Raw genomic sequence first — 24,258 nt, forward strand, 5'->3', positions numbered from 1 at the left:
CTGAGCTTAGGGTAGAACCTGGACACTGAAAGGGAGGTAGGCCCCTTGCTAGATGTAAATAACTTTGAGTATATGAAAATTGGCTTGGCTTCGCCGGACAAGATCCGTTCTTGGTCATATGGCGAGGTTAAGAAACCAGAAACAATTAACTATCGTACGTTGAAGCCTGAGAAAGACGGCTTATTCTGTGAACGGATTTTCGGTCCACAGAAAGACTGGGAATGCCACTGTGGGAAATACAAGCGCGTGCGTTACAAGGGCGTTGTTTGTGACCGCTGTGGTGTTGAAGTAACCAAAGCGAAAGTACGCCGTGAGCGTATGGGGCACTTGGAATTAGCTGCCCCTGTCTCTCACATTTGGTATTTCAAAGGTATCCCAAGCCGCATGGGACTCGTTCTTGACATGTCCCCACGTGCCTTGGAAGAAGTCATTTATTTTGCGGCATATATCGTAACGGATCCAGGTGAAACGGCATTAGACAAGAAACAGCTGCTTTCTGAGAAAGAATATCGCTCATACCGTGAAAAGTTTGGCCAAGGGTTCCAAGCCGCCATGGGTGCAGAAGCGATTCGTAAGCTTCTATTTGATATTGATCTTAATGGTGAGGTAGATACACTAAAAGAAGAGCTTAAAACAGCACAAGGGCAACGTCGTACCCGGGCGATTAAGCGTCTTGAAGTACTTGAGTCCTTCCGTAACTCAGGAAATGACCCATCATGGATGATCTTAGACGTTCTTCCGGTCATACCACCTGAATTACGTCCGATGGTCCAGCTTGACGGCGGTCGTTTTGCTACGTCTGACCTTAATGATCTTTACCGTCGTGTAATCAATCGTAACAACCGCCTTAAGCGTCTGTTAGATCTTGGAGCACCAACGATTATCGTTCAGAACGAGAAGCGTATGCTGCAAGAAGCTGTCGATGCTCTCATCGATAACGGTCGCCGTGGTCGTCCAGTTACTGGTCCAGGGAATCGTCCGCTTAAATCCCTTTCTCACATGCTAAAAGGGAAGCAAGGTCGTTTCCGCCAAAACTTACTTGGTAAACGTGTTGACTATTCAGGGCGTTCTGTAATCGTTGTAGGACCAAGCCTGAAAATGTATCAGTGTGGTCTTCCGAAAGAGATGGCTCTTGAACTGTTTAAACCGTTTGTTATGAAAGAGCTTGTTTCACGCGGCTTAGCCCACAATATTAAATCAGCCAAACGTAAAATTGAGCGTATACACCCTGAAGTATGGGACGTTCTCGAAGATGTTATTAAAGAACACCCTGTTTTGCTGAACCGTGCACCAACATTGCACCGTCTCGGTATTCAGGCATTCGAACCAACACTTGTAGAAGGTCGTGCCATTCGCCTTCACCCGCTCGTATGTACAGCTTATAATGCTGACTTTGATGGTGACCAAATGGCTGTTCACGTACCATTGTCTTCTGAAGCACAAGCAGAGGCTCGTATCTTAATGCTAGCTGCTCAAAACATCCTTAACCCTAAAGATGGGAAGCCAGTTGTTACACCTTCCCAGGATATGGTGCTAGGGAACTATTACCTTACACTTGAACGTGCCGAGGCCGTTGGCGAAGGAATGGTCTTTAAAGATCTAAACGAAGCCATCATGTCTTATCAAAATGGGTATACGCATTTGCATACACGTGTAGCTGTTCAAGCCAGCTCATTGAAAAATGAAACGTTTACTGAAAAGCAACAGCAACAATTATTGCTGACTACAGTAGGGAAGCTGATCTTTAACGAGATGCTCCCGAGTTCATTCCCTTATATGAATGAACCGACTCAGGAGAATCTGGAAGTGAAAACCTCAGACCGCTTCTTTGTTGAAAAAGGAACGGACATTAAAAAAGAGATCGCTAGCCGAGAGGAAGTTCTTCCGTTCAAGAAGGGAATTCTTGGTGACATTATCGCGGAGGTATTTAAACGCTTCTCGATCAGCGAAACCTCTAAAATGCTTGACCGTATGAAGGATCTTGGTTTTGCTTACTCTACAAAAGCTGGTATTACTGTCGGTGTATCCGACGTCGTTGTACTTCCTGAGAAACAAGAAATTCTTGAGGAAGCACAAGCTAAAGTAGATAAAGTTCTGAAGCAATTCCGTCGGGGTCTAATTACGGAAGAAGAGCGCTATGACCGAGTCATTGAAATATGGTCAGCGTGTAAAGATGATATTCAAGACCGCCTAATGCAGTCGTTGAATCCGCGCAACCCAATCTTTATGATGAGTGACTCTGGTGCTCGTGGTAACGCATCAAACTTTACCCAGCTTGCTGGTATGCGTGGTTTGATGGCTAACCCGGCTGGTCGAATCATTGAACTGCCGATTAAGTCAAGCTTCCGTGAAGGATTGACGGTACTTGAGTACTTCATCTCAACACACGGTGCACGTAAAGGTCTTGCCGACACAGCACTGAAAACAGCTGACTCGGGTTACCTTACTCGTCGACTTGTTGACGTAGCTCAGGATGTCATCGTTCGTGAAGATGATTGCGGAACGGACCGCGGTCTTCCTGTAAGTTCTCTAAGAGAAGGAACGGAAATGATCGAGCCATTGATCGATCGTCTAATCGGACGGACAGCTTTCCAAACTGTTAAGCACCCTGAAACTGGTGAAATTCTTGCACAGCGTAATGAGGTAATCTTTGAGGATGCAGCGAAGCAAATCGTTGATTCAGGTGTTGAAAAAGTTGTAATTCGTTCAGCATTTACTTGTAATACGAAACACGGCGTGTGTAAGAAATGCTACGGACGTAACCTTGCCACAGGTGACGAAGTCGAAGTTGGAGAAGCTGTGGGGATCATTGCTGCCCAATCCATCGGTGAACCAGGTACACAGCTTACAATGCGTACCTTCCACACAGGTGGTGTAGCAGGGGATGACATTACACAGGGTCTTCCGCGTATCCAAGAGATCGTTGAAGCACGTAATCCAAAAGGTCAAGCTGTTATAACTGAAATTGCCGGTACCGTTCATGAAATCAACGAGGTGAAAGAAAAACAAGAAATCGTTGTTCAAGGATCTGTAGAGACTCGTTCTTATACAGCACCATACGGCTCTAGACTAAGAGTAACGGAAGGTGATGAAGTCGAAGCCGGTGAAGCACTGACTGAAGGTTCCATTGATCCGAAAGAACTATTAAGTGTTCAAGGTTTAGATGGGGTACAAGAATATCTTCTTAAAGAAGTTCAGAAGGTATATCGTATGCAAGGGGTTGAGATTTCCGATAAGCACGTAGAAGTTATGGTTCGCCAAATGCTGCGTAAAGTTAGAGTGCTTGACTCTGGAGATACGGATGTACTGCCTGGATCACTTCTTGAGATTCACCAATTCAAAGAAGCAAACCAGAGAGTTCTTATGGAAGGTGGCCAGCCGGCTGTCGGTCGTCCGGTTATTCTTGGTATTACCAAAGCGTCACTTGAAACAGACAGCTTCTTATCTGCAGCGTCCTTCCAGGAAACAACACGTGTCCTGACAGATGCAGCGATCAAAGGTAAGCGTGATGAATTACTCGGACTGAAGGAGAACGTTATTATTGGTAAACTGGTTCCAGCCGGTACGGGTATGACAAGGTACCGCAAGATTCAGGCACAGTCTGAAGCTAAAGAAGAGACTGAAACCGTTGAAGAAGTAACACAGCCATAAAGTCATAACAATTAACACAGGATAAATGGAAGGGAAGCATCTTCTTTCAAAAACTATCAAAAATGCAGTTGACATGAATTTTGGGTAGTGATAATATAAGCAAGGTGCTTCCGTTTATCCTTGTTACTTTGGAGGATATGAAGATGTCTTATGAAAAAGTAGCACAGGCTAAATCTGATATAGTCATTGGAACCAAACAAACACTTAAAGCTATGAAAAATGGCGAAGTGAACCACGTCATCACAGCTGATGATGCTGATCAGTTTATGACAATGAAAGTAGCCAAACTAGCTGCACAAATGAATATTCCTCATACGAACGTTGCTTCGATGGAGGAACTAGGGAATGCGTGTGGAATTGATGTTGGGGCTGCTACAGTGGCGATAAAGCAATAAAGTTTTGGCGTTCAATCGCGAAAGCTTTGTTTTTTGCCTTTTTATGAACCACCTGGATGTGTGGGATTTGAAAAACCTTGAAGGGAGGATATTAATTATGCCAACTATAAATCAATTAGTACGTAGAGGACGCGTAAGTAAAAGTAGAAAGTCTGATTCTCCTGCTTTGAACAAAGGCTTCAATAGCTATAAAAAGCGTATGACTGATCAGTCTTCTCCACAAAAACGTGGTGTTTGCACGCGTGTAGGTACGATGACACCTAAGAAACCGAACTCTGCACTTCGTAAATATGCACGTGTTCGCCTAACTAACCAACTAGAAGTTAACGCCTACATTCCTGGCATCGGCCACAACCTACAAGAACACAGTGTTGTTCTTATCCGTGGCGGACGTGTTAAGGACTTACCTGGTGTGCGTTATCACATCGTACGCGGTGCATTAGACACTGCAAGCGTTGACGGTCGTATGCAAGGACGTTCTAAATACGGTACGAAGAAACCTAAAAAATAATAGATGCAAACGATATGTGTCTTAAACTAACAATTAAGGAAAGGAGGGGAACATATGCCACGTAAAGGTCCAGTAGCTAAACGTGATGTGTTACCAGATCCAATGTATAATTCTAAGCTTGTTACTCGTTTGATCAACCAAATCATGGTGAATGGTCAGCGCGGTAAAGCTCAGAAAATTCTTTATAAATCATTTGAACTTGTTCAGGAACGTAGCGGAAATGAAGCTATGGAAACTTTCGAACAAGCGATGAAAAATGTAATGCCAGTACTAGAGGTTCGTGCTCGTCGTGTAGGTGGTTCTAATTACCAAGTACCTGTTGAGGTTCGCCCTGAACGTCGTCAAGCACTAGGTTTACGTTTCATTGTGAACTATGCGCGTCTACGCGGAGAGAAAACAATGGAAGAACGCCTAGCTAACGAAATTCTAGACGCAGGTAATAATACAGGTGCTGCCGTTAAGCGCCGTGAAGACATGCACAAAATGGCGGAAGCAAACAAAGCATTCGCTCACTACCGTTGGTAATCATCTGCGGAATAAACTTTCAATCAGGAAGGAGAAAAAATCATGCCTAGAGAGTTCTCCTTGGAAAAGACCCGTAATATCGGAGTTATGGCACACATTGATGCCGGTAAAACGACTGCTACCGAGCGTATTCTTTTCTATACAGGACGAATCCATAAAATTGGTGAAACTCACGAAGGAGCTTCACAAATGGACTGGATGGAGCAGGAACAAGAGCGCGGAATCACCATTACTTCCGCAGCAACAACTGCTCAGTGGAAAGACCACCGTATTAACATCATTGATACACCAGGACACGTAGACTTCACAGTAGAGGTTGAACGTTCCCTGCGTGTACTTGATGGCTCTGTAGCCGTACTTGATGCTCAGTCTGGTGTTGAACCACAAACTGAAACAGTATGGCGTCAGGCAACAACATATGGTGTTCCACGTATCGTATTTGTAAACAAAATGGACAAAATTGGTGCAGATTTCATTTATTCCTTAGGTACGTTGAAAGACCGCCTTGGAGCAAATGCTGCAGCAGTACAACTTCCGATTGGTGCTGAAGATGACTTCGAAGGAATCATCGACCTAGTAACAATGGAAGCCTACTACTACATGGATGACCTTGGAACTCGTGCAGAAGCACGCGAAATTCCCGATGAGTACAAAGAGCAAGCTGAAGAGTATCATGGCAAGCTAATTGAAGCTGTAGCTGAACTTGATGAAGACTTGATGATGAAGTACTTAGAAGGAGAGGAATTCACTACAGAAGAGCTTAAGGAAGCTATCCGTACTGCAACTCTAACGGTGGATTTTTATCCGGTATTCTGTGGATCTGCTTTTAAAAACAAAGGTGTTCAGCTTTTGATTGATGGGGTTATTGACTATCTTCCATCACCATTGGATGTACCCCCAATCGAAGGTCACGTACCACAAACGGAAGAGCAAGTTGTCCGTAAAGCTGACGACAAAGAACCATTCTCTGCATTGGCCTTTAAGGTTGCAACAGACCCTTACGTTGGTAAGCTAACCTTCTTCCGAGTGTATTCAGGTACACTTAACTCTGGTTCATATGTTAAGAACTCTACGAAAGATAAGCGTGAGCGTGTTGGTCGTATCCTGCAAATGCATGCCAACTCTCGTGAAGAGATTTCAACAGTATATGCCGGGGATATTGCCGGTGCTGTCGGACTTAAAGACACAGGCACTGGGGATACAATATGTGATGAAAAGAGTCTAGTTATTCTTGAGTCTATGGAATTCCCTGAACCTGTTATTGATGTTGCGATTGAGCCTAAATCCAAGGCCGATCAAGACAAAATGTCAATAGCACTTGGTAAACTTGCTGAAGAAGATCCAACGTTCCGTACGGAAACTAATGTGGAGACTGGCCAAACAATCATTGGTGGTATGGGTGAACTTCACCTTGACATCATCGTTGACCGTCTACGTCGTGAGTTTAAGGTGGATGCGAACATTGGTGCTCCGCAGGTTGCTTATCGTGAAACATTCCGCGGCAGTGCGGAAGTTGAAGGTAAATTCGTACGTCAGTCCGGTGGACGTGGACAGTTCGGTCACGTTTGGGTTAAATTCGAACCAAACGAAGAAGGCGCTGGATACGAATTCGTAAACAAAATCGTTGGTGGAGTTGTACCACGTGAATACATTCCATCTGTAGAAGCTGGTATAAGAGATTCTATGGAAAACGGTGTACTTGCCGGTTACCCAATGGTTGACATCAAAGCTACCCTATATGATGGGTCTTATCACGATGTTGACTCCAATGAAATGGCTTTTAAAGTAGCTGCTTCAATGGCACTTAAAGAGGCAAAAAACAAATGTAAACCAGTTCTTCTTGAACCAATGATGAAAGTTGAAATTGTTATTCCTGAAGAATACATGGGTGATATCATGGGTGACGTAACTTCTCGTCGTGGACGTGTTGAAGGTATGGAAACTCGAGGTACTGCTCAGGTTGTTAAATCATTCGTACCACTATCCGAAATGTTTGGTTATGCAACATCTCTCCGCTCAAACACACAAGGACGTGGAACGTACACGATGCACTTTAACCACTATGAAGAAGTTCCGAAGAGTATTTCTGAGGAAATCATCAAGAAAAATGCTGGTGCATAATTGATTTTTTTGTTAAGTTCAAGTATAACTTGTAATGTAACCATAGGAAGGTAGAATTCTTCCTATGGCTTCATATAAAATTAATTCGAAAATAACACTGTTATTTATTTAAAGGAGGAAATATACAATGGGTAAAGAAAAATTTGACCGGTCCAAATCCCACGTAAACATTGGTACTATTGGACACGTTGACCACGGTAAAACAACATTAACTGCAGCAATCACTACTGTACTTCACAAGAAATCCGGTGAAGGCTCTGCGATGGCTTACGATATGATCGATGGTGCTCCAGAGGAACGTGAGCGTGGAATCACTATCTCCACTGCACACGTAGAGTACGAAACTGAAGCCCGTCACTATGCTCACGTTGACTGCCCAGGTCACGCTGACTATGTTAAAAACATGATCACTGGTGCTGCACAAATGGACGGAGCTATCCTAGTTGTATCTGCAGCTGATGGCCCAATGCCACAAACTCGTGAGCATATCCTGCTTTCTAAAAACGTTGGTGTACCAGCAATCGTAGTTTTCCTTAACAAAACAGACATGGTAGACGATGAAGAGCTACTTGAACTAGTTGAAATGGAAGTTCGCGACCTTCTTTCCGAGTACGACTTCGATGGTGACGAAACACCAGTTGTAAGTGGATCTGCTCTTAAAGCACTTGAAGGGGACGAAAAATACGAGCAAGCTATCTTCGACCTTATGGAACAAGTTGATGCGTTCATCCCAACACCAGACCGTGATACTGACAAGCCATTCATGATGCCAGTTGAGGACGTTTTCTCAATCACTGGCCGTGGTACAGTTGCAACTGGCCGTGTTGAGCGTGGTCAAGTTAAAGTCGGTGACGAAATCGAAATCATTGGTATGGCAGAAAATGCTCGCAAAACTACGATCACTGGGGTAGAAATGTTCCGTAAGCTTCTTGACTATGCTGAAGCTGGCGATAATATTGGTGCGCTTCTTCGTGGGGTTAACCGTGAAGATATCAACCGTGGTCAAGTACTAGCTAAGCCTGGTTCTATTACACCACACACTAACTTCCAAGCTGAAGTTTATGTACTATCTAAAGATGAAGGTGGACGTCACACTCCATTCTTCTCAAATTACCGCCCTCAGTTCTACTTCCGTACAACTGATGTAACTGGTGTTATTCAACTTCCAGAAGGCGTTGAAATGGTAATGCCTGGCGACAACATCGAAATGACAGTTGAGCTTATCTCTCCAATCGCGATTGAAGATGGAACTAGATTCTCTATCCGTGAAGGCGGACGTACTGTAGGTTCTGGCGTTGTATCTAAAATTACTAAGTAATAGATAATTACATGTTTATAAACAGGTAACGGCCATTGGCCGTTACCTGTTTTTTGGATTTTGCGTTCGACTTGTTACCCATGTTGAAAATATTCTATTAACATGTCAAAGTTGAACCGGGTTCAAAAATAAAAGAAGACTATAAGAGGATGTCCAAAAAGTTACCAAATGATAGAGTGAAACTTCCATCAGTGGGTGGTTACTGATGGTTCGTTGAGGACTAGACGACGTGGGTCACACAGACGTTGCCACAGGACGAGGCGACCTTAATCGGTAGCTCCTTAAAATAGAACACTTACGGACAGTTAACCCCCGCTTAGCTTCTTATTTTCACGACGATATGTTTGGCGTTTTACTAACCGTTCATGCGGGATAAACGGCGAATTTCTTCGTTTCTCGGTTTTTCCGGTCCTCACGTATGAAAGGGATACGCTGTGGTCCTCAAAACTTTCGCTTTTATAAATTTTTGCGACGCACAGGACGTTACGATCTTTGTCGACGTTCTCATTCGTCAAACTTTTGAACACACACTATAATAATACCTATTTAAATACAGGGTTGAATTATACATTTAAAGTGTGTATAATATTTTGAGGTGTTCATAATTTATTTTTTATGAATTCACCCTTGCGTTGACCGCGTTTCTTCTATATAATGAGTAATGTTGGTCATAAAAGGCGATGATGCGAAAGGTTGTTGACACACCCGGCCCCTTTGCCATGGCTAGTGAGGTCAAGGAATTTTCGCGGAGAATGTCTATTTTAAAAATGGGCGAAGAAGGAGGGAAAATAATGGCAAAAGAAAAAATTCGTATTCGTTTAAAGGCGTATGATCACCGTGTTTTAGATCAGTCTGCTGAGAAAATCGTAGATACTGCGAAGCGCTCTGGAGCAAACGTATCTGGTCCAATCCCACTTCCAACTGAGAAGTCTATCTATACTGTGCTTCGTGCAACTCACAAGTATAAAGATGCTCGTGAACAGTTCGAAATGCGCACACACAAACGTCTAATCGACATTGTTAATCCGACACCGCAAACAGTAGATTCGCTAATGCGTCTTGATCTGCCTTCTGGTGTGGATATCGAAATTAAACTATAAATTAAATTGAAATTATAATAGGAGGTGTAACGGATGACGAAAGGAATCTTAGGACGCAAGGTCGGCATGACTCAAATCTTCTCTGAAGACGGCGAGTTAATCCCAGTAACAGTTGTACAAGCGGAGCCAAACGTAGTTCTTCAAAAGAGAACTACTGAGAACGATGGATACGAAGCATTGCAGCTAGGTTTTGCTGATCAGAAGTCAAACCGTTTGAAGAAAGCTGACCAAGGTCATGCTGAAAAGGCAAACACAACACCTAAGCGCTACATTCGTGAATTCCGTAATACTAACCTCGATGACTATGAACTAGGTCAAGAGGTTAAGGTTGATATTTTTGAAGCAGGAAACATAATCGATGTAACAGGAACTTCTAAAGGGAAAGGTTTCCAAGGTGCAATCAAGCGTCACAACCAATCTCGCGGCCCAATGAGCCACGGTTCCCGTTTTCACCGTCGTTCTGGTTCTATGGGACAGGGTGCTGACCCATCGAAAGTCTTCAAAGGTAAAGGCCTTGCGGGGCAAATGGGCGGAGAAACAGTAACTCTGCAAAACCTTGAAGTAGTGAAAGTGGACGCTGAGCGTAATCTACTACTCATCAAAGGGAATGTTCCTGGCCCGAAAAAATCGTACGTTAAAGTTACAAGTGCAATAAAGGCTAGCAAATAATTAAAGGAAGGGAGGATATGTCATGCCTAAAGTAGCACTATTAAGCCAAAGCGGCTCCCAAGTGGGAGATATCGAACTAAGTGATGCCGTTTTTGGTATTGAACCTAATACTCATGTTTTACATGAAGCTGTTGTGTCACAGCGCGCTTCATTGCGTCAAGGGACACACAAAGTAAAAAACCGTTCTGAAGTAAGTGGCGGCGGTCGTAAACCATGGCGCCAAAAAGGTACTGGTCGTGCGCGTCAAGGATCAACCCGTTCACCACAGTGGGTAGGCGGCGGAACTGTATTCGGTCCGACACCACGTAGCTATAGCTACAAAATGCCTAAAAAAGCACGTCGTTTAGCTCTTAAATCTGCTTACTCTTCTAAAGTTCAAGAAGACAACATTGTTGTTCTTGAGAGTCTATCTTTTGATGCTCCAAAAACAAAAGAAGTAGTTAGCATGCTCAAAGCTTTGGACGTTAATGAAAAAGCTCTAATTGTTACGGCAGATAAGAACGAAAATGCTGTTCTATCTTCTAATAATCTTCCAACAGTTAAAACATTAACTTTTGATGATGTCAGTGTGTTAGATTTACTAACGCATGACAAGCTTATCCTAACCAAGGAAGCAGCTGAAAAAGCAGGGGAGGTGCTCTCATAATGGAACCACGTGATATTATTAAACGCCCTGTCATTACTGAACATTCTGCTGACCTTATGGGAGATAAGAAATATACGTTTGAAGTGAGCACGTATGCAAATAAAACGGAAATCAAGACAGCAGTCGAAGAGATTTTCGGTGTCAAAGTTGCTGGCGTGAACACTGCAAACCTTAAAGGTAAGTTCAAGCGTATGGGTCGCTACGGTGGATACCGTTCTGATCGTAAGAAAGCAGTCGTTACTCTGACTGAAGACAGTGAAGAACTAGAATTCTTTGAAGTATAAATCATAAATCCAATGAGTGAAGGAGGGAAAAAAGATGGCGATTAAAAAGTTCCGACCAATTACTAACGGTCGTCGACACATGTCAGTATCTGATTTTGCTGAAATTACAACTGACAAACCTGAACGCTCCCTATTGACTCCACTACACAAACGTGGTGGACGTAACAACCAGGGTAGGCTGACAGTTCGTCATCAAGGCGGAGGTCACAAGCGTCACTACCGTATCATCGACTTTAAGCGTGATAAAGATGGAATACCAGGACGTGTTGCTACGATCGAATACGATCCAAATCGTTCCGCTAACATTGCACTAATCAACTATGTTGATGGTGAAAAACGTTATATCTTGGCTCCGAAAGGGCTTAAAGTAGGTAACGAAATTATTTCAGGAGAAGGCTCTGATATTAAAGCAGGCAATGCCCTTCGTTTGAAAGATATCCCAGTTGGTACTGTTGTGCACAACGTTGAACTTAAGCCGGGACGCGGAGGACAGCTTGTCCGTTCTGCTGGTGCTTCTGCACAAATCCTTGGACGCGAAGAAAAATATACACTAGTACGCCTTGCATCTGCTGAAGTTCGCCTGATACTAAGCACTTGCCGTGCAACAATCGGTCAAGTAGGTAACATAGAGCATGAACTCATCAGTGTTGGTAAAGCTGGACGTTCTCGTTGGCAAGGTAAGCGACCAACTGTACGTGGTTCTGTTATGAACCCTAGCGATCACCCTCACGGTGGTGGTGAAGGACGTGCGCCAATCGGTAGACCTTCTCCGGTATCTCCATGGGGTCAACCAACGCTTGGTTACAAAACCCGTAAGCGCAACAAACCGTCTGATAAATATATCGTTCGTAAAAGAGGTAAAAAATAACGGGATTGAACGACGGGCGATAAAACCCGTCTCTCAATCGCGAAGGGAGGTTTATCAATGGGCCGCAGCCTAAAAAAGGGACCTTTTGTAGATGACCATTTAATGAAAAAAGTTGAGAAGTTGAACGAAGATAGCAAACACCAGGTGATTAAGACATGGTCTCGCCGTTCTACTATCTTCCCAAACTTTGTCGGACACACAATCGCAGTTTATGACGGACGCAAACACGTACCTGTTTACGTGACTGAAGATATGGTTGGTCATAAACTCGGTGAATTCGCGCCATCCCGTACGTTTAAGGGACACTCTGGCGACGATAAGAAAACAAAACGCTAATGGAGAGAGGAGGCACTCTAATGCAAGCTAAAGCAGTTGCTAAAACCGTTCGTATAGCTCCTCGTAAAGCTCGTTTAGTTATCGATTTGATTCGAGGAAAAAACGTAGGTGAAGCGATCGCGACATTGCGCTTAACACAGCGCGGCGCATCTCCAGTTGTTGAGAAGTTGCTAAAATCTGCGATTGCAAATGCTGAACACAATTATGAAATGGACACGGATAATTTATATGTTTCCGAAGCGTTTGTAAATGAAGGCGTAACTCTTAAACGTTTCCGCCCTCGTGCCATGGGACGTGCAAGCCAAATCAACAAACGTACCAGCCATATTACAGTGGTTGTATCAGAAAAGAAGGAGGGATAATCAGTGGGTCAAAAAGTTAATCCGGTAGGTCTTCGTATTGGCGTTATCCGTGACTGGGAGTCTAAGTGGTACGCCGGCAAAGACTATGCTGACTTGTTGCATGAAGATATTAAGATTCGTGAATATATTGAACAACGTCTTAAAGATGCTGCCGTATCTACAATTGAAATTGAGCGTGCAGCTAACCGTGTAAACATCACTATTCACACTGGTAAGCCAGGTATGGTTATCGGTAAAGGCGGTTCAGAAGTTGAAGCACTTCGTAAATCACTCAATGATCTTACTGGTAAACGCGTTCACATCAACATCATTGAGGTGAAAAAGCCCGATTTAAACGCTACTCTTGTAGCTGACAATATCGCACGTCAATTGGAAAACCGTGTATCTTTCCGTCGTGCACAGAAACAAACAATCCAACGCGCGATGCGTGGAGGAGCGAAAGGTATTCGTACACAAGTATCTGGACGCCTTGGCGGTGCGGATATCGCTCGTGCAGAATATTACAGTGAAGGAACAGTACCACTTCACACACTTCGTGCAGATATCGATTATGGAACTGCAGAAGCTGACACCACTTACGGTAAACTTGGTGTTAAAGTGTGGATCTATCGTGGAGAAGTCCTTCCAACTAAAAACAACAACTAGGAAGGGGGAAAAGCATTATGTTAATGCCTAAACGTGTTAAATATCGTCGTCAACACCGTTCTAGCTTAAGAGGACGTGCTAAAGGTGGTACATCCGTAGCTTTCGGTGAATATGGTCTACAAGCAATCGATCCTGCATGGATCACAGCCCGCCAAATCGAGGCAGCGCGTATCGCAATGACTCGTTACATGAAGCGTGGCGGTAAAGTATGGATTAAAATCTTCCCGGATAAGCCTTATACTGCTAAACCCCTTGAAGTACGAATGGGTTCCGGTAAAGGGGCACCTGAAGGCTTCGTAGCTGTAGTAAAACCAGGAAAGATTTTATTTGAAATTGCGGGTGTATCAGAAGAAGTTGCTCGTGAAGCGCTTCGTCTTGCATCACATAAACTGCCGATCCGTACTAAATTTGTAAAACGTGAAGAAATTGGTGGTGAAATCAATGAAGGCTAATGAAATCCGTGAATTAACCACTGCCGAAATTGAACAAAAAGTTAAGTCGTTAAAAGAAGAACTTTTTAACCTACGTTTCCAGCTGGCAACAGGTCAACTTGAGAACACTGCTCGTATTCGCGAAGTTCGCAAATCGATCGCACGTATGAAAACTGTTGCTCGCGAACGTGAGCTAGGCGTAAATAACTAATAAATGAGAGGAGGTCACCCTCACATGAGTGAACGTAACAATCGTAAAGTTTACACTGGCCGTGTAGTATCGGACAAAATGGATAAAACCATTACTGTTCTGGTTGAAACATATAAGTTCCACAAACTTTATGGCAAACGCGTAAAGTATTCAAAAAAATTCAAGACTCACGATGAAGACAATCAAGCTAAAAATGGTGACGTTGTACGTATTATGGAAACTCGTCCATTGTCAGCGACCAAGCGTTTCCGTCTTGTAGAAGTCGTAGAAGAGTCAGTTATTATTTAATTTAGTTCGCTCGGAAGTATTCCGAAGGGAGGTTACAGTGTATGATTCAACAGGAGACTCGTTTGAAAGTAGCCGACAACTCTGGTGCACGTGAAATCCAAACCATCAAGGTTTTGGGTGGATCTGGTCGCAAGACTGCTAACATCGGTGATATTATCACTGCTACTGTGAAACAAGCAACACCAGGGGGCGTTGTCAAAAAAGGTGAAGTTATCCAAGCCGTTATTGTGCGTTCAAAGAGCGGAATGCGTCGTAAAGATGGTTCTTACATTCGTTTCGATGAAAATGCAGCAGTAATCGTACGTGATGATAAAGGGCCGCGCGGAACTCGTATCTTTGGTCCAGTAGCTCGTGAACTTCGTGATGCTAAATTCATGAAGATCGTATCATTAGCCCCAGAAGTATTATAAAAACCTTGAAATGAAAAGCCTTGTAAGGAGGTGCGCGAAGCATGCACGTGAAAAAAGGTGACAAAGTTATGGTTATTTCCGGTAAGGACAAAGGCAAGCAAGGTACAATCCTTCAAGCTTTCCCTAAGAAAGACCGTGTTCTTGTCGAAGGTGTCAACGAAGTGAAAAAGCACGCTAAACCTTCACAAGATAACCCACAAGGCGGGATCCTTTCTCAGGAAGCGCCAATTCACGTTTCCAACGTAATGCCGGTTGATCCGAAATCCGGCGAACCAACACGTGTTGGTTATAAAGTTGAGGACGGAAAGAAAGTTCGTATCGCGAAAAAATCTGGTGAAGCATTAGATAAATAATCCAGTGACGAAAGGAGGGCCACTTGATGAACGAATTCAAGAAAAAATATCAAGAAGAAATTGTGCCATCTATGATGAGCAAGTTTAATTACGACTCTATTATGCAAGCACCTAAAGTCGAAAAGATTGTAATTAACATGGGTGTTGGCGATGCTGTACAAAATGCGAAAGCACTTGATTCAGCTGTCGAAGAATTATCATTAATCTCCGGTCAGAAACCAATGATCACTAAGGCGAAGAAATCTATTGCAGGTTTCCGTTTGCGTGAAGGAATGCCGATTGGTGCGAAGGTTACACTTCGCGGAGAACGTATGTATGAATTCTTCCAAAAGCTAGTTTCTGTATCTTTACCACGTGTGCGTGACTTCCGTGGGATTTCCAAGAAAGCCTTCGATGGTCGTGGGAACTACACACTAGGAGTTAAAGAACAGTTAATTTTCCCGGAAATTAATTATGACAAAGTAGATAAAGTGCGTGGCATGGATATCGTTATCGTCACAACGGCAGACACTGACGAAGAATCACGTGAACTATTAGCTCAATTCGGTATGCCGTTCCAGAAATAACGAGCTAACCATAAGGAGGGAAAATTGTGGCTAAAAAATCAATGGTCGCGAAACAACAGCGCAAACAAAAGTTCCAAGTACGCGAATACACTCGCTGTGAACGTTGCGGACGTCCTCATTCCGTACTTCGCAAATTTAAGCTTTGCCGTATTTGTTTCCGTGAACTTGCATATAAAGGACAAATCCCTGGTGTCAAAAAAGCCAGCTGGTAAACCCGATATAGGGAAGGAGGTATATGAGTTATGACTATGACAGATCCAATTGCAGATATGCTTACTCGTATTCGTAACGCGAATATGGTTCGTCACGAGAAGCTTGAACTTCCAGCTTCTAAAGTAAAAAAAGAAATTGCTGATATCTTAAAGCGTGAAGGTTTTGTACGGGATTATGAATTTGTAGAGGATAGCAAACAAGGCGTTCTTCGCATCTTCCTTAAATACGGTCAAAATGAAGAGCGTGTCATCACTGGGGTAAAACGTATCAGTAAACCAGGACTACGTGTTTATGCTAAAGCTGAAGAACTTCCGAAAGTTCTAAACGGACTTGGCGTTGCCGTTGTTTCTACTTCAAAAGGTGTACTAACAGACAAAGAAGCTCGCGAACAAGCCATTGGCGGCGAAGTGCTAGCTTACGTTTGGTAATTGAAATAGATAAGACAGGAGGTGCAAATGAATGTCTCGCGTAGGATTAAAATCATTAGAAATCCCTGAAGGTGTAGAAGTTATTCAGGATAATAATACAATCACGGTTAAAGGTCCAAAAGGTGAATTGACTCGTACATTCAACGAAGATATTACGGTGAAGATTGAAGATAACGTTCTTACAGTGGCTCGTCCAAGCGACCACAAAGAACATCGTGCTCTTCATGGTACAACTCGCAGCCTGATCGGCAACATGGTTGAGGGCGTATCTAAAGGTTATGAGAAAAGCCTTGAAATTATCGGTGTAGGTTACCGTGCGCAAAAACAGGGAGATACTGTTGTTATTAACGCTGGTTACTCTCACCCTGTAGAAGTTGAAAAGCGTGAAGGAATTGAAATTGATGTTCCGTCAAACACGAAGTTAACTATTAAAGGTATCGACAAAGAGCTTGTCGGGGCTGTAGCAGCAAAAATCCGTGCTATCCGTCCTCCAGAGCCTTATAAAGGCAAAGGAATTCGTTATGAAAACGAACGTGTTCGCAGAAAAGAAGGCAAGACAGCTAAATAAGGTTCTAAGGTAAGGAATAGAAAGGAGTGACCCAGATGATCACGAAGGCTGATAAAAATGCCGTACGTAAAAAGCGTCATGCTCGTGTACGTACGACTGTAGTCGGTACAGCGGAACGCCCGCGTTTAAACGTTTATCGCTCTAACAAACACATCTATGCACAATTGATTGATGACACGAACCAAGTTACCGTAGCAAGTGCTTCTACTGTAGAAAAAGACTTCGGTGTTGATAACACTGGAAACGTTCAAGCAGCTCAAAAAGTCGGTGAATTGGTCGCTGAACGTGCGAAAGACAACGGTTATAAAGTCGTTGTGTTCGACCGTGGCGGTTACTTGTATCATGGACGTGTGAAAGCTCTAGCAGATGCGGCTCGCGAAGCCGGCCTGGAATTTTAATCGTTAAAGGAGGGACATATATGCTAACAAACATTGACCCTAATAAATTGGATCTAGAAGAACGAGTAGTAACGATCAACCGTGTAGCGAAAGTAGTAAAAGGTGGACGTCGCTTCCGTTTTGCTGCATTGGTTGTAGTAGGAGATAAAAATGGTCATGTCGGATTCGGTACAGGTAAAGCGCAAGAGGTACCAGATGCGATTAAGAAAGCTATTGATGATGCAAAGAAGAGTCTTATTTCAGTACCAATTAAAGATACAACGATTCCACACGAAATCACAGGACGGTTTGGTGCAGGCAACATTTTTATGAAGCCGGCAGCAGAAGGTACCGGAGTTATCGCAGGTGGTCCTGTACGTGCAGTACTTGAGCTTGCAGGCGTTCAAGATATTCTTTCTAAGTCACTTGGTTCAAACACACCAATTAATATGGTGCGTGCTACACTTAGTGGGCTTGGCGAGCTTAAACGCGCAGAAGACGTTGCTCGACTTCGTGGGAAGTCTGTAGAAGAACTGTAGGATAAGGAGGGAAATAAAATGGCTAAAAAGTTAGAAATTACCCTCACGCGCAGTGTTATTGGCAGATCACAAGATCAGCGTGCGACTGTTAAAGCGCTTGGTTTAAACAAGATTCGTCAATCTGTCGTAATTGAAGATAACCCAGCGATCCGAGGTATGGCTAATAAGGTATCTCACCTTGTATCGATTAAAGAAGTATAAGCAAGAATCATAAATAAGGAGGTGCTCGCATGAAACTGCATGAACTGAAACCAGCAGCTGGATCTCGTAAAGAACGTAACCGTGTTGGTCGTGGAATGGCGTCCGGTAATGGTAAAACATCAGGCCGTGGTCACAAAGGTCAGGGACAGCGTTCTGGCAGCAAAACACGCCCAGGGTTTGAAGGCGGCCAAATGCCGCTATTCCAACGTTTGCCTAAGCGTGGGTTTACGAACATTCACCGTAAGGAATTTGCGATAATTAACCTTGATGCTCTTAATCGTTTTGAAGAAGGCACAGAGGTTACTCCTGAGCTTCTACTTGAAACTGGCATAGTCAGCAAAGAAAAAGCTGGCATTAAAGTTTTAGGTAAAGGTTCTGTCGAGAAGAAACTTACAGTGAAAGCTCATAAGTTCTCTGCTTCAGCAAAAGAGGCTATTGAAGCAGCGGGCGGTCAAACTGAGGTGATTTAATGTTCCGGACAATCTCCAATTTTATGCGCGTGGGTGATATTCGGCGGAAAATTATCTTCACACTATTGATGCTTATTGTTTTTCGCCTGGGTACATTCATACCCGTACCATTTACGAATCAGGATGCGATCAACTTTATGGATGAACAAAATGCATTCGGATTCTTAAATACTTTTGGGGGCGGTGCACTGCAGAATTTCTCTATCTTTGCAATGGGAATTATGCCGTACATCACAGCCTCTATTATTATGCAATTGCTACAAATGGATGTAGTACCTAAGTTTGCGGAATGGAAAAGTCAAGGTGATGTAGGCCGTCGGAAATTAGCTCAGTTTACCCGCTACGGAACGATTGCTCTAGCCTTTGTTCAAGCAATTGGAATGTCAATTGGATTTAATACTTTAGCTGGTGGTCAACTGATCACTAGTCCAGGCGTGCTAACATACGCTGTCATTGCTCTGGTATTAACTGGCGGAACGGCTTTCTTGATGTGGCTTGGTGAACAAATTACTTCTCACGGTGTTGGAAATGGTATATCTATTTTGATTTTTGCCGGGATCGTTGCTGCGATCCCAACAGGTGTTAATCAGCTGTATGACCAGTACATCTCTGGTGCTGGAGAGCAGCTATTTATTAATCTGGTGATCATCGCGATCATCGCATTAGTTATCGTTGCTGTTGTGGTTGGGGTTATTTTTATCCAACAGGCGCTTCGCAAAATTCCGATCCAATATGCTAAGAAATTAGTAAACCGTTCACCTGTAGGCGGTCATTCAACCCACCTGCCTATTAAGGTAAATGCCGCAGGGGTTATCCCAGTAATCTTTGCCATTTCATTCATTATCGCTCCTAGAACCGTTGCCGGATTCTTTGAAGGTAATGAAGTAGCCTCTGTGATTCAATATATCTTTGATTATCAGAACTGGCCTGGAATGATTATCTATGTTGCGTTAATTATTGCCTTCACCTATTTCTATACATTTGTCCAGGTAAATCCGGAACAAATGGCAGAGAATTTGAAGAAGCAAGGCGGTTATATTCCCGGAATTCGTCCTGGTGCAAACACAGAGACCTATCTTACCAGGGTCATGTATCGCTTAACCTTCGTGGGTTCTATATTCCTAGCAGCTGTCTCTATTCTTCCTATTATTCTAGGTGCAGCAGCCGATCTGCCGCCTACTGTACAAATTGGAGGAACAGGCTTGCTCATTGTTGTAGGGGTTGCACTTGAAATGATGAAACAGCTTGAAAGCCAGCTTGTGAAACGTCATTATAAAGGCTTTATTAAGTAGTTTGAGTAACGATAATGAATATGAGACGGAGGGAATACGTTGAATTTAATTCTGATGGGTCTTCCTGGTGCTGGTAAAGGCACACAGGCAGAGAAGATAGTCGAAAAATATAACATCCCTCATATCTCAACTGGAGATATGTTCCGTTTAGCTATCAAAGAAGGAACAATACTTGGCCAAGAAGCTAAATCATATATGGACAAAGGCGAGTTAGTCCCGGATGAAGTAACTATTGGGATTGTTCGTGAGCGTCTAAGCAAACCCGATTGTCAAAAAGGCTTTCTGCTTGACGGCTTTCCTAGAACGATTGCCCAGGCGGAAGCATTAGAGAATTTGTTGAAAGATATGAACGAATCAGTCGATTATGTTCTTCATATTGATGTTCCCAAAGACCAACTCATCGAACGCCTTACTGGACGAAGAGTATGCCCGACTTGCGGGGCCACTTATCATATTGCTTTCAACCCTCCTCAAGAGGAAGGGAAGTGCGATCATGACGGTTCAGAGTTAATTCAACGTGAAGACGATCAGCCTGAGACCGTAAAAAAACGTTTAGAAGTAAATGTTGAGCAATCACAACCGCTTCTAAACTTCTACCAAGACAAGGGATATTTAGTCACTTATAATGGTGATCGTGATATCGATCTCGTTTTTCAAGACATTGATAAAAAGCTTGGAGGCCTTGTAAGATGATAATTAGCAAAACACCACGGGAGTTAGAAGTTATGCGTGAAGCTGGCAGAATCGTTGCCTTAACGCACCGAGAAATGAGGAAAAACATCCGTCCCGGTGTAACAACCGGTGAATTAGATCAAATAGCTGATCGATTCATACGCAGTATGGATGCAATCCCATCTTTTAAAGGTTATAATGGATTCCGTGGTAGTGTTTGCGCATCGGTCAATGAAGAGCTCGTCCACGGGATCCCGGGTAACCGGGTTTTGAACGAGGGCGATATCATTAGTATTGATATTGGTGCAAAATATAAAGGCTATCATGGTGATTCGGCATGGACATATCCAGTCGGCACTGTTGATGAAGACACAGAGCGTTTGCTGAGAGTAACCGAAACCTCGTTGTTAAAGGGGCTTGATGAAGCAAAGCCTGGCGAACGCCTTTCTAATATATCCCATGCCATTCAAAGCTATGTCGAAACGGAAGGTTTTTCGATTGTACGCGAATATGTGGGCCATGGTGTTGGGCAAGATCTTCATGAGGACCCACAAATTCCTCATTACGGTCCGCCTAACAAAGGTCCACGCTTGAAGCCAGGAATGGTTTTGGCTGTAGAGCCAATGGTCAATGCAGGGAGTCGATACGTAAAGACTCTTGCGGATCGTTGGACGGTAGTGACACGAGATGGTAAAATGTGTGCTCATTTCGAACACACCATTGCGATTACGGAAGAAGGTTACGAAATCTTAACTAAATCCTAAGTGAAGGTGATCGTGTTTGAATGAATCTGAGTCGAGTCCACGAATAGGTCAAGTTGTTCGCATTGTGCAAGGACGTGAGGCAGGACAGTATGCGGTTGTGATAGATATACTGGATGGCCGCTTTTTGCTGCTTGCCGATGGAGAGAAGCGTAAGTATGATCGACCAAAGAAAAAGAATCTGCAGCATGTAGAGCTTATGGATTTCGTCTCTCCGGAAGTCCAAAACAGCCTTCTGGAAACTGGTCGCGTCACGAATGGCAAGCTTCGATTTGCCGTATCAAAATATGTCAATGAAGAAGTGACTGATTTGAAGAAGGGAGATCAACTCGATGGCGAAAGACGATGTAATTGAAGTGGAAGGAACAGTCGTTGAAACTCTTCCCAATGCACAATTTAAGGTAGAGCTTGAAAACGAACATACCGTTTTAGCTCATGTTTCCGGTAAAATTCGGATGCACTTCATTCGAATCCTACCTGGAGACAAAGTAACGGTGGAACTTTCCCCTTATGATCTGACAAGAGGACGTATTACGTACCGTTATAAATAATAGAACGAGCTCCGTTATAAAAGGAGGTATGGATGATGAAGGTAAGGCCTTCTGTAAAACCAATTTGTGAGAAATGCAAAGTTATCCGTCGTAAAGGTAAAGTAATGGTTATCTGTGAAAACCCTAAACACAAACAAAAACAAGGTTAATTAAAGAAGGAGGTGCACGTATCCAATGGCACGTATAGCAGGTGTAGATATTCCTCGCGATAAGCGCGTAGTCGTATCCCTAACTTATATCTATGGTATTGGTAAGCCACTAGCTGTAGAAGTTTTAGCTGAAGCCGGTGTTTCTGAAAATACTCGAGTTCGTGATCTAACAGAGGACGAATTAGGTAAGATTCGTACAGCTATTAATAACCACAATGTGGAAGGGGATCTTCGTCGTGAAAACTCCCTTAATATCAAACGTCTAATTGAGATTGGTTCCTACCGTGGAATCCGTCACCGCCGTGGGCTTCCAGCTCGTGGACAAAAGACAAAAAACAACTCCCGTACACGTAAAGGACCACGTCGTACCGTGGCTAACAAACGTAAATAATTTTATAAAAGAAGGAGGTTAAACTACATGGCACGTAAAGGAAACACTCGTAGTCGTAAGCGTCGCGTGAAAAAGAATATAGAGACTGGTGTAGCACACATCCGCTCTACTTTTAACAATACGATCGTATCGGTCACCGACGTTCAAGGTAACGTAATCGCTTGGAGCAGTGCTGGGGTACTAGGCTTCAAAGGTTCTCGTAAATCCACTCCATTCGCTGCTCAGATGGCTTCAGAAGCCGCAGCAAAAGATGCAATGGATAATGGCATGAAGTCATTAGAAGTTACTGTTAAGGGACCAGGAGCTGGTCGTGAAGCAGCGATTCGTTCACTACAAGCCGTTGGTCTTGAGATCACTGCAATTCGTGACGTGACTCCAGTACCACACAACGGTTGCCGTCCGCCAAAACGTCGTCGCGTATAATAATTCTGAATAGAATTTGTCACCCTGTCTATAATGGGTTATGATAGCTTTTAAATAGCACCGCATTAGACAGTAAAAATGTAGTTGTCTTGTTATTTGGGACTGCCTACCTGAGGAATTTCGGTTAGACCACGTCTAACCGGGGTTTCGACGTTTTGAAGGAGGGTTATGTTTATATGATCGAAATTGAAAAGCCAAAAATTGAACCGGTTGAGATCAGCGATGATTCCAAATTTGGTAAATTCGTCGTAGAACCGCTTGAACGTGGATATGGTACAACACTAGGTAACTCCTTGCGTCGTATCCTATTATCCTCACTTCCTGGCGCTGCTGTAACATCAGTTCAAATTGATGGGGTACTTCATGAATTCTCAACCATCGAAGGTGTGGTTGAGGATGTAACCACAGTTGTTTTGAATCTAAAGAAACTAGCTTTGAAGATTTATTCTGATGAAGAGAAGACTTTAGAAATTGATGTGCAAAGTGAAGGGAAAGTAACAGCTGCGGACATTACGCATGATAGTGATGTAGAAGTTCTGAATCCGGATCTTCATATTGCAACGTTAGATAGCAAAACAACTCTACGTATGCGTATTACGGCTGAACGTGGTCGGGGATATCGTCCAGCTGAAGGGAACAATCACGAAGATTTGCCAATTGGCGTGGTTCCTGTTGACTCAATCTTTACACCCGTTTCTCGTGTCACATATCAAGTCGAGAACACCCGTATTGGTCAAACTTCAAACTTTGATAAACTGACGTTAGATGTATGGACTGATGGCAGTATTCGCCCTGAAGAGGCGATCTCTCTTGGAGCTAAAATCTATATGGAACACCTTAATATCTTTGTAGGCCTTACTGACGAAGCGCAAAAAGCAGAAATCATGGTTGAAAAGGAAGAGGACCAAAAAGAAAAAGTTCTAGAGATGACGATTGAAGAACTCGATCTCTCCGTTCGTTCATATAACTGCTTAAAACGCGCAGGTATTAACACTGTTCAAGAGCTTGCGAATAAGTCTGAAGACGACATGATGAAGGTCCGTAACCTTGGTCGTAAATCTCTTGAAGAAGTGAAGCATAAGCTGGAAGAACTCGGACTAGGTTTGAGAAAAGAAGACTAATTGATCGATCACATCTAAGAGATTCCGATAAGGGAGGGATAAACCATGGCTAGAAAGTTAGGACGTACTACTGATCAACGTATGGCGCTTCTTCGCAACTTAGCGACAGACTTGATCGTTCATGAACGTATCGAAACAACAGAAGCTAAAGCGAAAGAGCTTCGCTCCGTTGTTGAGAAAATGATTACACTAGGCAAACGAGGAGATCTTCATGCCCGTCGTCAGGCTGAATCATTCCTTTACAGTGCAGATGCGAATGAAGAAGGAGACCAAACAGCCCTGCAAAAGCTGTTCTCTGATATCGCACCACGCTATGAGGAACGCCAAGGTGGTTACACTCGCGTACTTAAGTTAGGCGAGCGTAAAGGTGACGGTGCTAAGATGGCAATCATTGAACTAGTTTAATGTCAAT

Annotated in this window: 37 protein-coding genes; all 37 read left to right on the top strand. The window is 43.4% G+C overall.

What is annotated here, in order from left to right; translation table 11 throughout:
• Positions 1-45: 45 nt before the first annotated feature.
• The 37 genes from rpoC to rplQ all read left to right on the top strand — a co-directional run bounded on the left by rpoC (position 46) and on the right by rplQ (position 24,251).
• Positions 46-3,651 carry a DNA-directed RNA polymerase subunit beta' gene (gene rpoC, locus MUO14_RS12485; protein ID WP_244751030.1) on the top strand — a complete coding sequence of 1,202 codons (3,606 nt, stop codon included), beginning with the start codon at positions 46-48 and terminating at the stop codon, positions 3,649-3,651.
• 143 nt (positions 3,652-3,794) lie between these two features.
• Positions 3,795-4,046 carry a ribosomal L7Ae/L30e/S12e/Gadd45 family protein gene (locus tag MUO14_RS12490; RefSeq protein ID WP_244751031.1) on the top strand — a complete coding sequence of 84 codons (252 nt, stop codon included), beginning with the start codon at positions 3,795-3,797 and terminating at the stop codon, positions 4,044-4,046.
• A 97-nt stretch (positions 4,047-4,143) separates the two neighbouring features.
• Positions 4,144-4,557 (top strand): 30S ribosomal protein S12, encoded by a 414-nt coding sequence (rpsL, locus tag MUO14_RS12495; protein ID WP_244751032.1) that lies wholly within the window; start codon positions 4,144-4,146, stop codon positions 4,555-4,557.
• A gap of 54 nt (positions 4,558-4,611) precedes the next feature.
• Positions 4,612-5,082 (top strand): 30S ribosomal protein S7, encoded by a 471-nt coding sequence (rpsG, locus tag MUO14_RS12500; protein WP_244751033.1) that lies wholly within the window; start codon positions 4,612-4,614, stop codon positions 5,080-5,082.
• Between the two features lie 42 nt (positions 5,083-5,124).
• A complete protein-coding gene (gene fusA / locus MUO14_RS12505; RefSeq protein WP_244751034.1) occupies positions 5,125-7,203 on the top strand; it encodes an elongation factor G in 2,079 nt (692 codons plus the stop codon).
• 127 nt (positions 7,204-7,330) lie between these two features.
• A complete protein-coding gene (gene tuf / locus MUO14_RS12510) occupies positions 7,331-8,521 on the top strand; it encodes an elongation factor Tu (RefSeq protein WP_244751035.1) in 1,191 nt (396 codons plus the stop codon).
• Between the two features lie 791 nt (positions 8,522-9,312).
• Positions 9,313-9,621: a 30S ribosomal protein S10 gene (gene rpsJ, locus MUO14_RS12515; protein WP_079525128.1), complete on the top strand. Its 309-nt coding sequence runs from the start codon at positions 9,313-9,315 to the stop codon at positions 9,619-9,621.
• Positions 9,622-9,654: 33 nt separating this feature from the next.
• Positions 9,655-10,290 (top strand): 50S ribosomal protein L3, encoded by a 636-nt coding sequence (gene rplC, locus MUO14_RS12520; protein ID WP_244751036.1) that lies wholly within the window; start codon positions 9,655-9,657, stop codon positions 10,288-10,290.
• Positions 10,291-10,312: 22 nt separating this feature from the next.
• Positions 10,313-10,936 (top strand): 50S ribosomal protein L4, encoded by a 624-nt coding sequence (gene rplD / locus MUO14_RS12525; RefSeq protein ID WP_244751037.1) that lies wholly within the window; start codon positions 10,313-10,315, stop codon positions 10,934-10,936.
• Complete coding sequence (gene rplW, locus MUO14_RS12530; protein WP_244755576.1) at positions 10,933-11,220, top strand: 50S ribosomal protein L23; 288 nt, start codon at positions 10,933-10,935, stop codon at positions 11,218-11,220. Before rplD ends, rplW begins: the two co-directional genes overlap by 4 nt.
• Positions 11,221-11,254: 34 nt before the next feature.
• Entirely contained in the window at positions 11,255-12,088 is an 834-nt protein-coding gene (gene rplB / locus MUO14_RS12535; protein ID WP_244751038.1) for a 50S ribosomal protein L2, read from the top strand.
• Between the two features lie 57 nt (positions 12,089-12,145).
• Positions 12,146-12,424: a 30S ribosomal protein S19 gene (gene rpsS, locus MUO14_RS12540; RefSeq protein ID WP_244751039.1), complete on the top strand. Its 279-nt coding sequence runs from the start codon at positions 12,146-12,148 to the stop codon at positions 12,422-12,424.
• Between the two features lie 20 nt (positions 12,425-12,444).
• A complete protein-coding gene (rplV, locus tag MUO14_RS12545) occupies positions 12,445-12,786 on the top strand; it encodes a 50S ribosomal protein L22 (RefSeq protein WP_244751040.1) in 342 nt (113 codons plus the stop codon).
• Between the two features lie 3 nt (positions 12,787-12,789).
• Positions 12,790-13,431: a 30S ribosomal protein S3 gene (gene rpsC, locus MUO14_RS12550; protein ID WP_244751041.1), complete on the top strand. Its 642-nt coding sequence runs from the start codon at positions 12,790-12,792 to the stop codon at positions 13,429-13,431.
• 17 nt (positions 13,432-13,448) lie between these two features.
• Positions 13,449-13,883: a 50S ribosomal protein L16 gene (gene rplP / locus MUO14_RS12555; RefSeq protein WP_244751042.1), complete on the top strand. Its 435-nt coding sequence runs from the start codon at positions 13,449-13,451 to the stop codon at positions 13,881-13,883.
• On the top strand, positions 13,873-14,073 hold the full coding sequence (gene rpmC, locus MUO14_RS12560) for a 50S ribosomal protein L29 (protein ID WP_008636054.1): 201 nt from the start codon (positions 13,873-13,875) through the stop codon (positions 14,071-14,073). The genes rplP and rpmC overlap by 11 nt, the downstream gene beginning before the upstream one ends.
• 24 nt (positions 14,074-14,097) lie before the next feature.
• Positions 14,098-14,361, top strand: coding sequence for a 30S ribosomal protein S17 (gene rpsQ, locus MUO14_RS12565; RefSeq protein WP_244751043.1), 264 nt, complete (start codon positions 14,098-14,100; stop codon positions 14,359-14,361).
• 41 nt (positions 14,362-14,402) lie between these two features.
• Positions 14,403-14,771 (top strand): 50S ribosomal protein L14, encoded by a 369-nt coding sequence (rplN, locus tag MUO14_RS12570; protein WP_244751044.1) that lies wholly within the window; start codon positions 14,403-14,405, stop codon positions 14,769-14,771.
• 41 nt (positions 14,772-14,812) lie between these two features.
• Positions 14,813-15,124: a 50S ribosomal protein L24 gene (gene rplX / locus MUO14_RS12575; protein ID WP_244751045.1), complete on the top strand. Its 312-nt coding sequence runs from the start codon at positions 14,813-14,815 to the stop codon at positions 15,122-15,124.
• A gap of 26 nt (positions 15,125-15,150) precedes the next feature.
• Positions 15,151-15,690, top strand: a complete 540-nt coding sequence (gene rplE / locus MUO14_RS12580; RefSeq protein ID WP_244755577.1) for a 50S ribosomal protein L5 — start codon at positions 15,151-15,153, stop codon at positions 15,688-15,690.
• 26 nt (positions 15,691-15,716) lie between these two features.
• Complete coding sequence (locus MUO14_RS12585; protein ID WP_008592548.1) at positions 15,717-15,902, top strand: type Z 30S ribosomal protein S14; 186 nt, start codon at positions 15,717-15,719, stop codon at positions 15,900-15,902.
• A 30-nt stretch (positions 15,903-15,932) separates the two neighbouring features.
• Positions 15,933-16,331 carry a 30S ribosomal protein S8 gene (rpsH, locus tag MUO14_RS12590; RefSeq protein ID WP_204710840.1) on the top strand — a complete coding sequence of 133 codons (399 nt, stop codon included), beginning with the start codon at positions 15,933-15,935 and terminating at the stop codon, positions 16,329-16,331.
• A 31-nt stretch (positions 16,332-16,362) separates the two neighbouring features.
• Positions 16,363-16,899 carry a 50S ribosomal protein L6 gene (gene rplF, locus MUO14_RS12595; protein WP_244751046.1) on the top strand — a complete coding sequence of 179 codons (537 nt, stop codon included), beginning with the start codon at positions 16,363-16,365 and terminating at the stop codon, positions 16,897-16,899.
• 35 nt (positions 16,900-16,934) lie between these two features.
• Complete coding sequence (gene rplR, locus MUO14_RS12600; protein ID WP_244751047.1) at positions 16,935-17,297, top strand: 50S ribosomal protein L18; 363 nt, start codon at positions 16,935-16,937, stop codon at positions 17,295-17,297.
• Between the two features lie 20 nt (positions 17,298-17,317).
• The gene (rpsE, locus tag MUO14_RS12605; RefSeq protein WP_244751048.1) at positions 17,318-17,815 is read left to right on the top strand and encodes a 30S ribosomal protein S5; all 498 of its coding nucleotides are present in this window, start codon (positions 17,318-17,320) and stop codon (positions 17,813-17,815) included.
• Between the two features lie 18 nt (positions 17,816-17,833).
• Positions 17,834-18,016: a 50S ribosomal protein L30 gene (gene rpmD, locus MUO14_RS12610; RefSeq protein ID WP_244751049.1), complete on the top strand. Its 183-nt coding sequence runs from the start codon at positions 17,834-17,836 to the stop codon at positions 18,014-18,016.
• Positions 18,017-18,045: 29 nt separating this feature from the next.
• The gene (rplO, locus tag MUO14_RS12615; RefSeq protein WP_244751050.1) at positions 18,046-18,486 is read left to right on the top strand and encodes a 50S ribosomal protein L15; all 441 of its coding nucleotides are present in this window, start codon (positions 18,046-18,048) and stop codon (positions 18,484-18,486) included.
• Positions 18,486-19,778 carry a preprotein translocase subunit SecY gene (secY, locus tag MUO14_RS12620; RefSeq protein ID WP_244751051.1) on the top strand — a complete coding sequence of 431 codons (1,293 nt, stop codon included), beginning with the start codon at positions 18,486-18,488 and terminating at the stop codon, positions 19,776-19,778. Before rplO ends, secY begins: the two co-directional genes overlap by 1 nt.
• A gap of 39 nt (positions 19,779-19,817) precedes the next feature.
• Complete coding sequence (locus MUO14_RS12625) at positions 19,818-20,471, top strand: adenylate kinase (RefSeq protein WP_244751052.1); 654 nt, start codon at positions 19,818-19,820, stop codon at positions 20,469-20,471.
• Positions 20,468-21,214, top strand: a complete 747-nt coding sequence (gene map / locus MUO14_RS12630) for a type I methionyl aminopeptidase (protein ID WP_244751053.1) — start codon at positions 20,468-20,470, stop codon at positions 21,212-21,214. The genes MUO14_RS12625 and map overlap by 4 nt, the downstream gene beginning before the upstream one ends.
• Positions 21,215-21,230: 16 nt before the next feature.
• Positions 21,231-21,566, top strand: coding sequence for a KOW domain-containing RNA-binding protein (locus tag MUO14_RS12635; RefSeq protein WP_244751054.1), 336 nt, complete (start codon positions 21,231-21,233; stop codon positions 21,564-21,566).
• Complete coding sequence (gene infA / locus MUO14_RS12640) at positions 21,544-21,762, top strand: translation initiation factor IF-1 (RefSeq protein ID WP_244751055.1); 219 nt, start codon at positions 21,544-21,546, stop codon at positions 21,760-21,762. Before MUO14_RS12635 ends, infA begins: the two co-directional genes overlap by 23 nt.
• A 35-nt stretch (positions 21,763-21,797) precedes the next feature.
• Entirely contained in the window at positions 21,798-21,911 is a 114-nt protein-coding gene (gene rpmJ, locus MUO14_RS12645) for a 50S ribosomal protein L36 (protein WP_003156543.1), read from the top strand.
• Positions 21,912-21,936: 25 nt separating this feature from the next.
• Positions 21,937-22,302, top strand: coding sequence for a 30S ribosomal protein S13 (gene rpsM, locus MUO14_RS12650; protein WP_244751056.1), 366 nt, complete (start codon positions 21,937-21,939; stop codon positions 22,300-22,302).
• Positions 22,303-22,329: 27 nt separating this feature from the next.
• Positions 22,330-22,725, top strand: coding sequence for a 30S ribosomal protein S11 (gene rpsK, locus MUO14_RS12655; RefSeq protein WP_244751057.1), 396 nt, complete (start codon positions 22,330-22,332; stop codon positions 22,723-22,725).
• Between the two features lie 176 nt (positions 22,726-22,901).
• Complete coding sequence (locus MUO14_RS12660; RefSeq protein ID WP_244751058.1) at positions 22,902-23,846, top strand: DNA-directed RNA polymerase subunit alpha; 945 nt, start codon at positions 22,902-22,904, stop codon at positions 23,844-23,846.
• A 45-nt stretch (positions 23,847-23,891) separates the two neighbouring features.
• On the top strand, positions 23,892-24,251 hold the full coding sequence (gene rplQ, locus MUO14_RS12665) for a 50S ribosomal protein L17 (protein WP_244751059.1): 360 nt from the start codon (positions 23,892-23,894) through the stop codon (positions 24,249-24,251).
• Positions 24,252-24,258: the final 7 nt, after the last annotated feature.

Origin of the sequence: Halobacillus shinanisalinarum, assembly GCF_022919835.1 — a bacterium.
Lineage (GTDB): Bacteria > Bacillota > Bacilli > Bacillales > Halobacillaceae > Halobacillus_A > Halobacillus_A shinanisalinarum.

Coding starts and splice junctions, on each gene's coding strand:
- rpsQ (WP_244751043.1), top strand. CDS start 14,098: ATGAGTGAACGTAACAATCGTAAAGTTTACACTGGCCGTGTAGTATCG.
- MUO14_RS12490 (WP_244751031.1), top strand. CDS start 3,795: ATGTCTTATGAAAAAGTAGCACAGGCTAAATCTGATATAGTCATTGGA.
- rplR (WP_244751047.1), top strand. CDS start 16,935: ATGATCACGAAGGCTGATAAAAATGCCGTACGTAAAAAGCGTCATGCT.
- rplF (WP_244751046.1), top strand. CDS start 16,363: ATGTCTCGCGTAGGATTAAAATCATTAGAAATCCCTGAAGGTGTAGAA.
- rplB (WP_244751038.1), top strand. CDS start 11,255: ATGGCGATTAAAAAGTTCCGACCAATTACTAACGGTCGTCGACACATG.
- rplE (WP_244755577.1), top strand. CDS start 15,151: ATGAACGAATTCAAGAAAAAATATCAAGAAGAAATTGTGCCATCTATG.
- rpsG (WP_244751033.1), top strand. CDS start 4,612: ATGCCACGTAAAGGTCCAGTAGCTAAACGTGATGTGTTACCAGATCCA.
- rpmC (WP_008636054.1), top strand. CDS start 13,873: ATGAAGGCTAATGAAATCCGTGAATTAACCACTGCCGAAATTGAACAA.
- rplO (WP_244751050.1), top strand. CDS start 18,046: ATGAAACTGCATGAACTGAAACCAGCAGCTGGATCTCGTAAAGAACGT.
- tuf (WP_244751035.1), top strand. CDS start 7,331: ATGGGTAAAGAAAAATTTGACCGGTCCAAATCCCACGTAAACATTGGT.
- rpsL (WP_244751032.1), top strand. CDS start 4,144: ATGCCAACTATAAATCAATTAGTACGTAGAGGACGCGTAAGTAAAAGT.
- rpmJ (WP_003156543.1), top strand. CDS start 21,798: ATGAAGGTAAGGCCTTCTGTAAAACCAATTTGTGAGAAATGCAAAGTT.
- map (WP_244751053.1), top strand. CDS start 20,468: ATGATAATTAGCAAAACACCACGGGAGTTAGAAGTTATGCGTGAAGCT.
- rpmD (WP_244751049.1), top strand. CDS start 17,834: ATGGCTAAAAAGTTAGAAATTACCCTCACGCGCAGTGTTATTGGCAGA.
- rplN (WP_244751044.1), top strand. CDS start 14,403: ATGATTCAACAGGAGACTCGTTTGAAAGTAGCCGACAACTCTGGTGCA.
- rplD (WP_244751037.1), top strand. CDS start 10,313: ATGCCTAAAGTAGCACTATTAAGCCAAAGCGGCTCCCAAGTGGGAGAT.
- rplX (WP_244751045.1), top strand. CDS start 14,813: ATGCACGTGAAAAAAGGTGACAAAGTTATGGTTATTTCCGGTAAGGAC.
- rplP (WP_244751042.1), top strand. CDS start 13,449: ATGTTAATGCCTAAACGTGTTAAATATCGTCGTCAACACCGTTCTAGC.
- rpsE (WP_244751048.1), top strand. CDS start 17,318: ATGCTAACAAACATTGACCCTAATAAATTGGATCTAGAAGAACGAGTA.
- rpsK (WP_244751057.1), top strand. CDS start 22,330: ATGGCACGTAAAGGAAACACTCGTAGTCGTAAGCGTCGCGTGAAAAAG.
- rpsS (WP_244751039.1), top strand. CDS start 12,146: ATGGGCCGCAGCCTAAAAAAGGGACCTTTTGTAGATGACCATTTAATG.
- fusA (WP_244751034.1), top strand. CDS start 5,125: ATGCCTAGAGAGTTCTCCTTGGAAAAGACCCGTAATATCGGAGTTATG.
- secY (WP_244751051.1), top strand. CDS start 18,486: ATGTTCCGGACAATCTCCAATTTTATGCGCGTGGGTGATATTCGGCGG.
- rplC (WP_244751036.1), top strand. CDS start 9,655: ATGACGAAAGGAATCTTAGGACGCAAGGTCGGCATGACTCAAATCTTC.
- rpsJ (WP_079525128.1), top strand. CDS start 9,313: ATGGCAAAAGAAAAAATTCGTATTCGTTTAAAGGCGTATGATCACCGT.
- rplQ (WP_244751059.1), top strand. CDS start 23,892: ATGGCTAGAAAGTTAGGACGTACTACTGATCAACGTATGGCGCTTCTT.
- infA (WP_244751055.1), top strand. CDS start 21,544: ATGGCGAAAGACGATGTAATTGAAGTGGAAGGAACAGTCGTTGAAACT.
- rpsM (WP_244751056.1), top strand. CDS start 21,937: ATGGCACGTATAGCAGGTGTAGATATTCCTCGCGATAAGCGCGTAGTC.
- rplV (WP_244751040.1), top strand. CDS start 12,445: ATGCAAGCTAAAGCAGTTGCTAAAACCGTTCGTATAGCTCCTCGTAAA.
- MUO14_RS12660 (WP_244751058.1), top strand. CDS start 22,902: ATGATCGAAATTGAAAAGCCAAAAATTGAACCGGTTGAGATCAGCGAT.
- rpsH (WP_204710840.1), top strand. CDS start 15,933: ATGACTATGACAGATCCAATTGCAGATATGCTTACTCGTATTCGTAAC.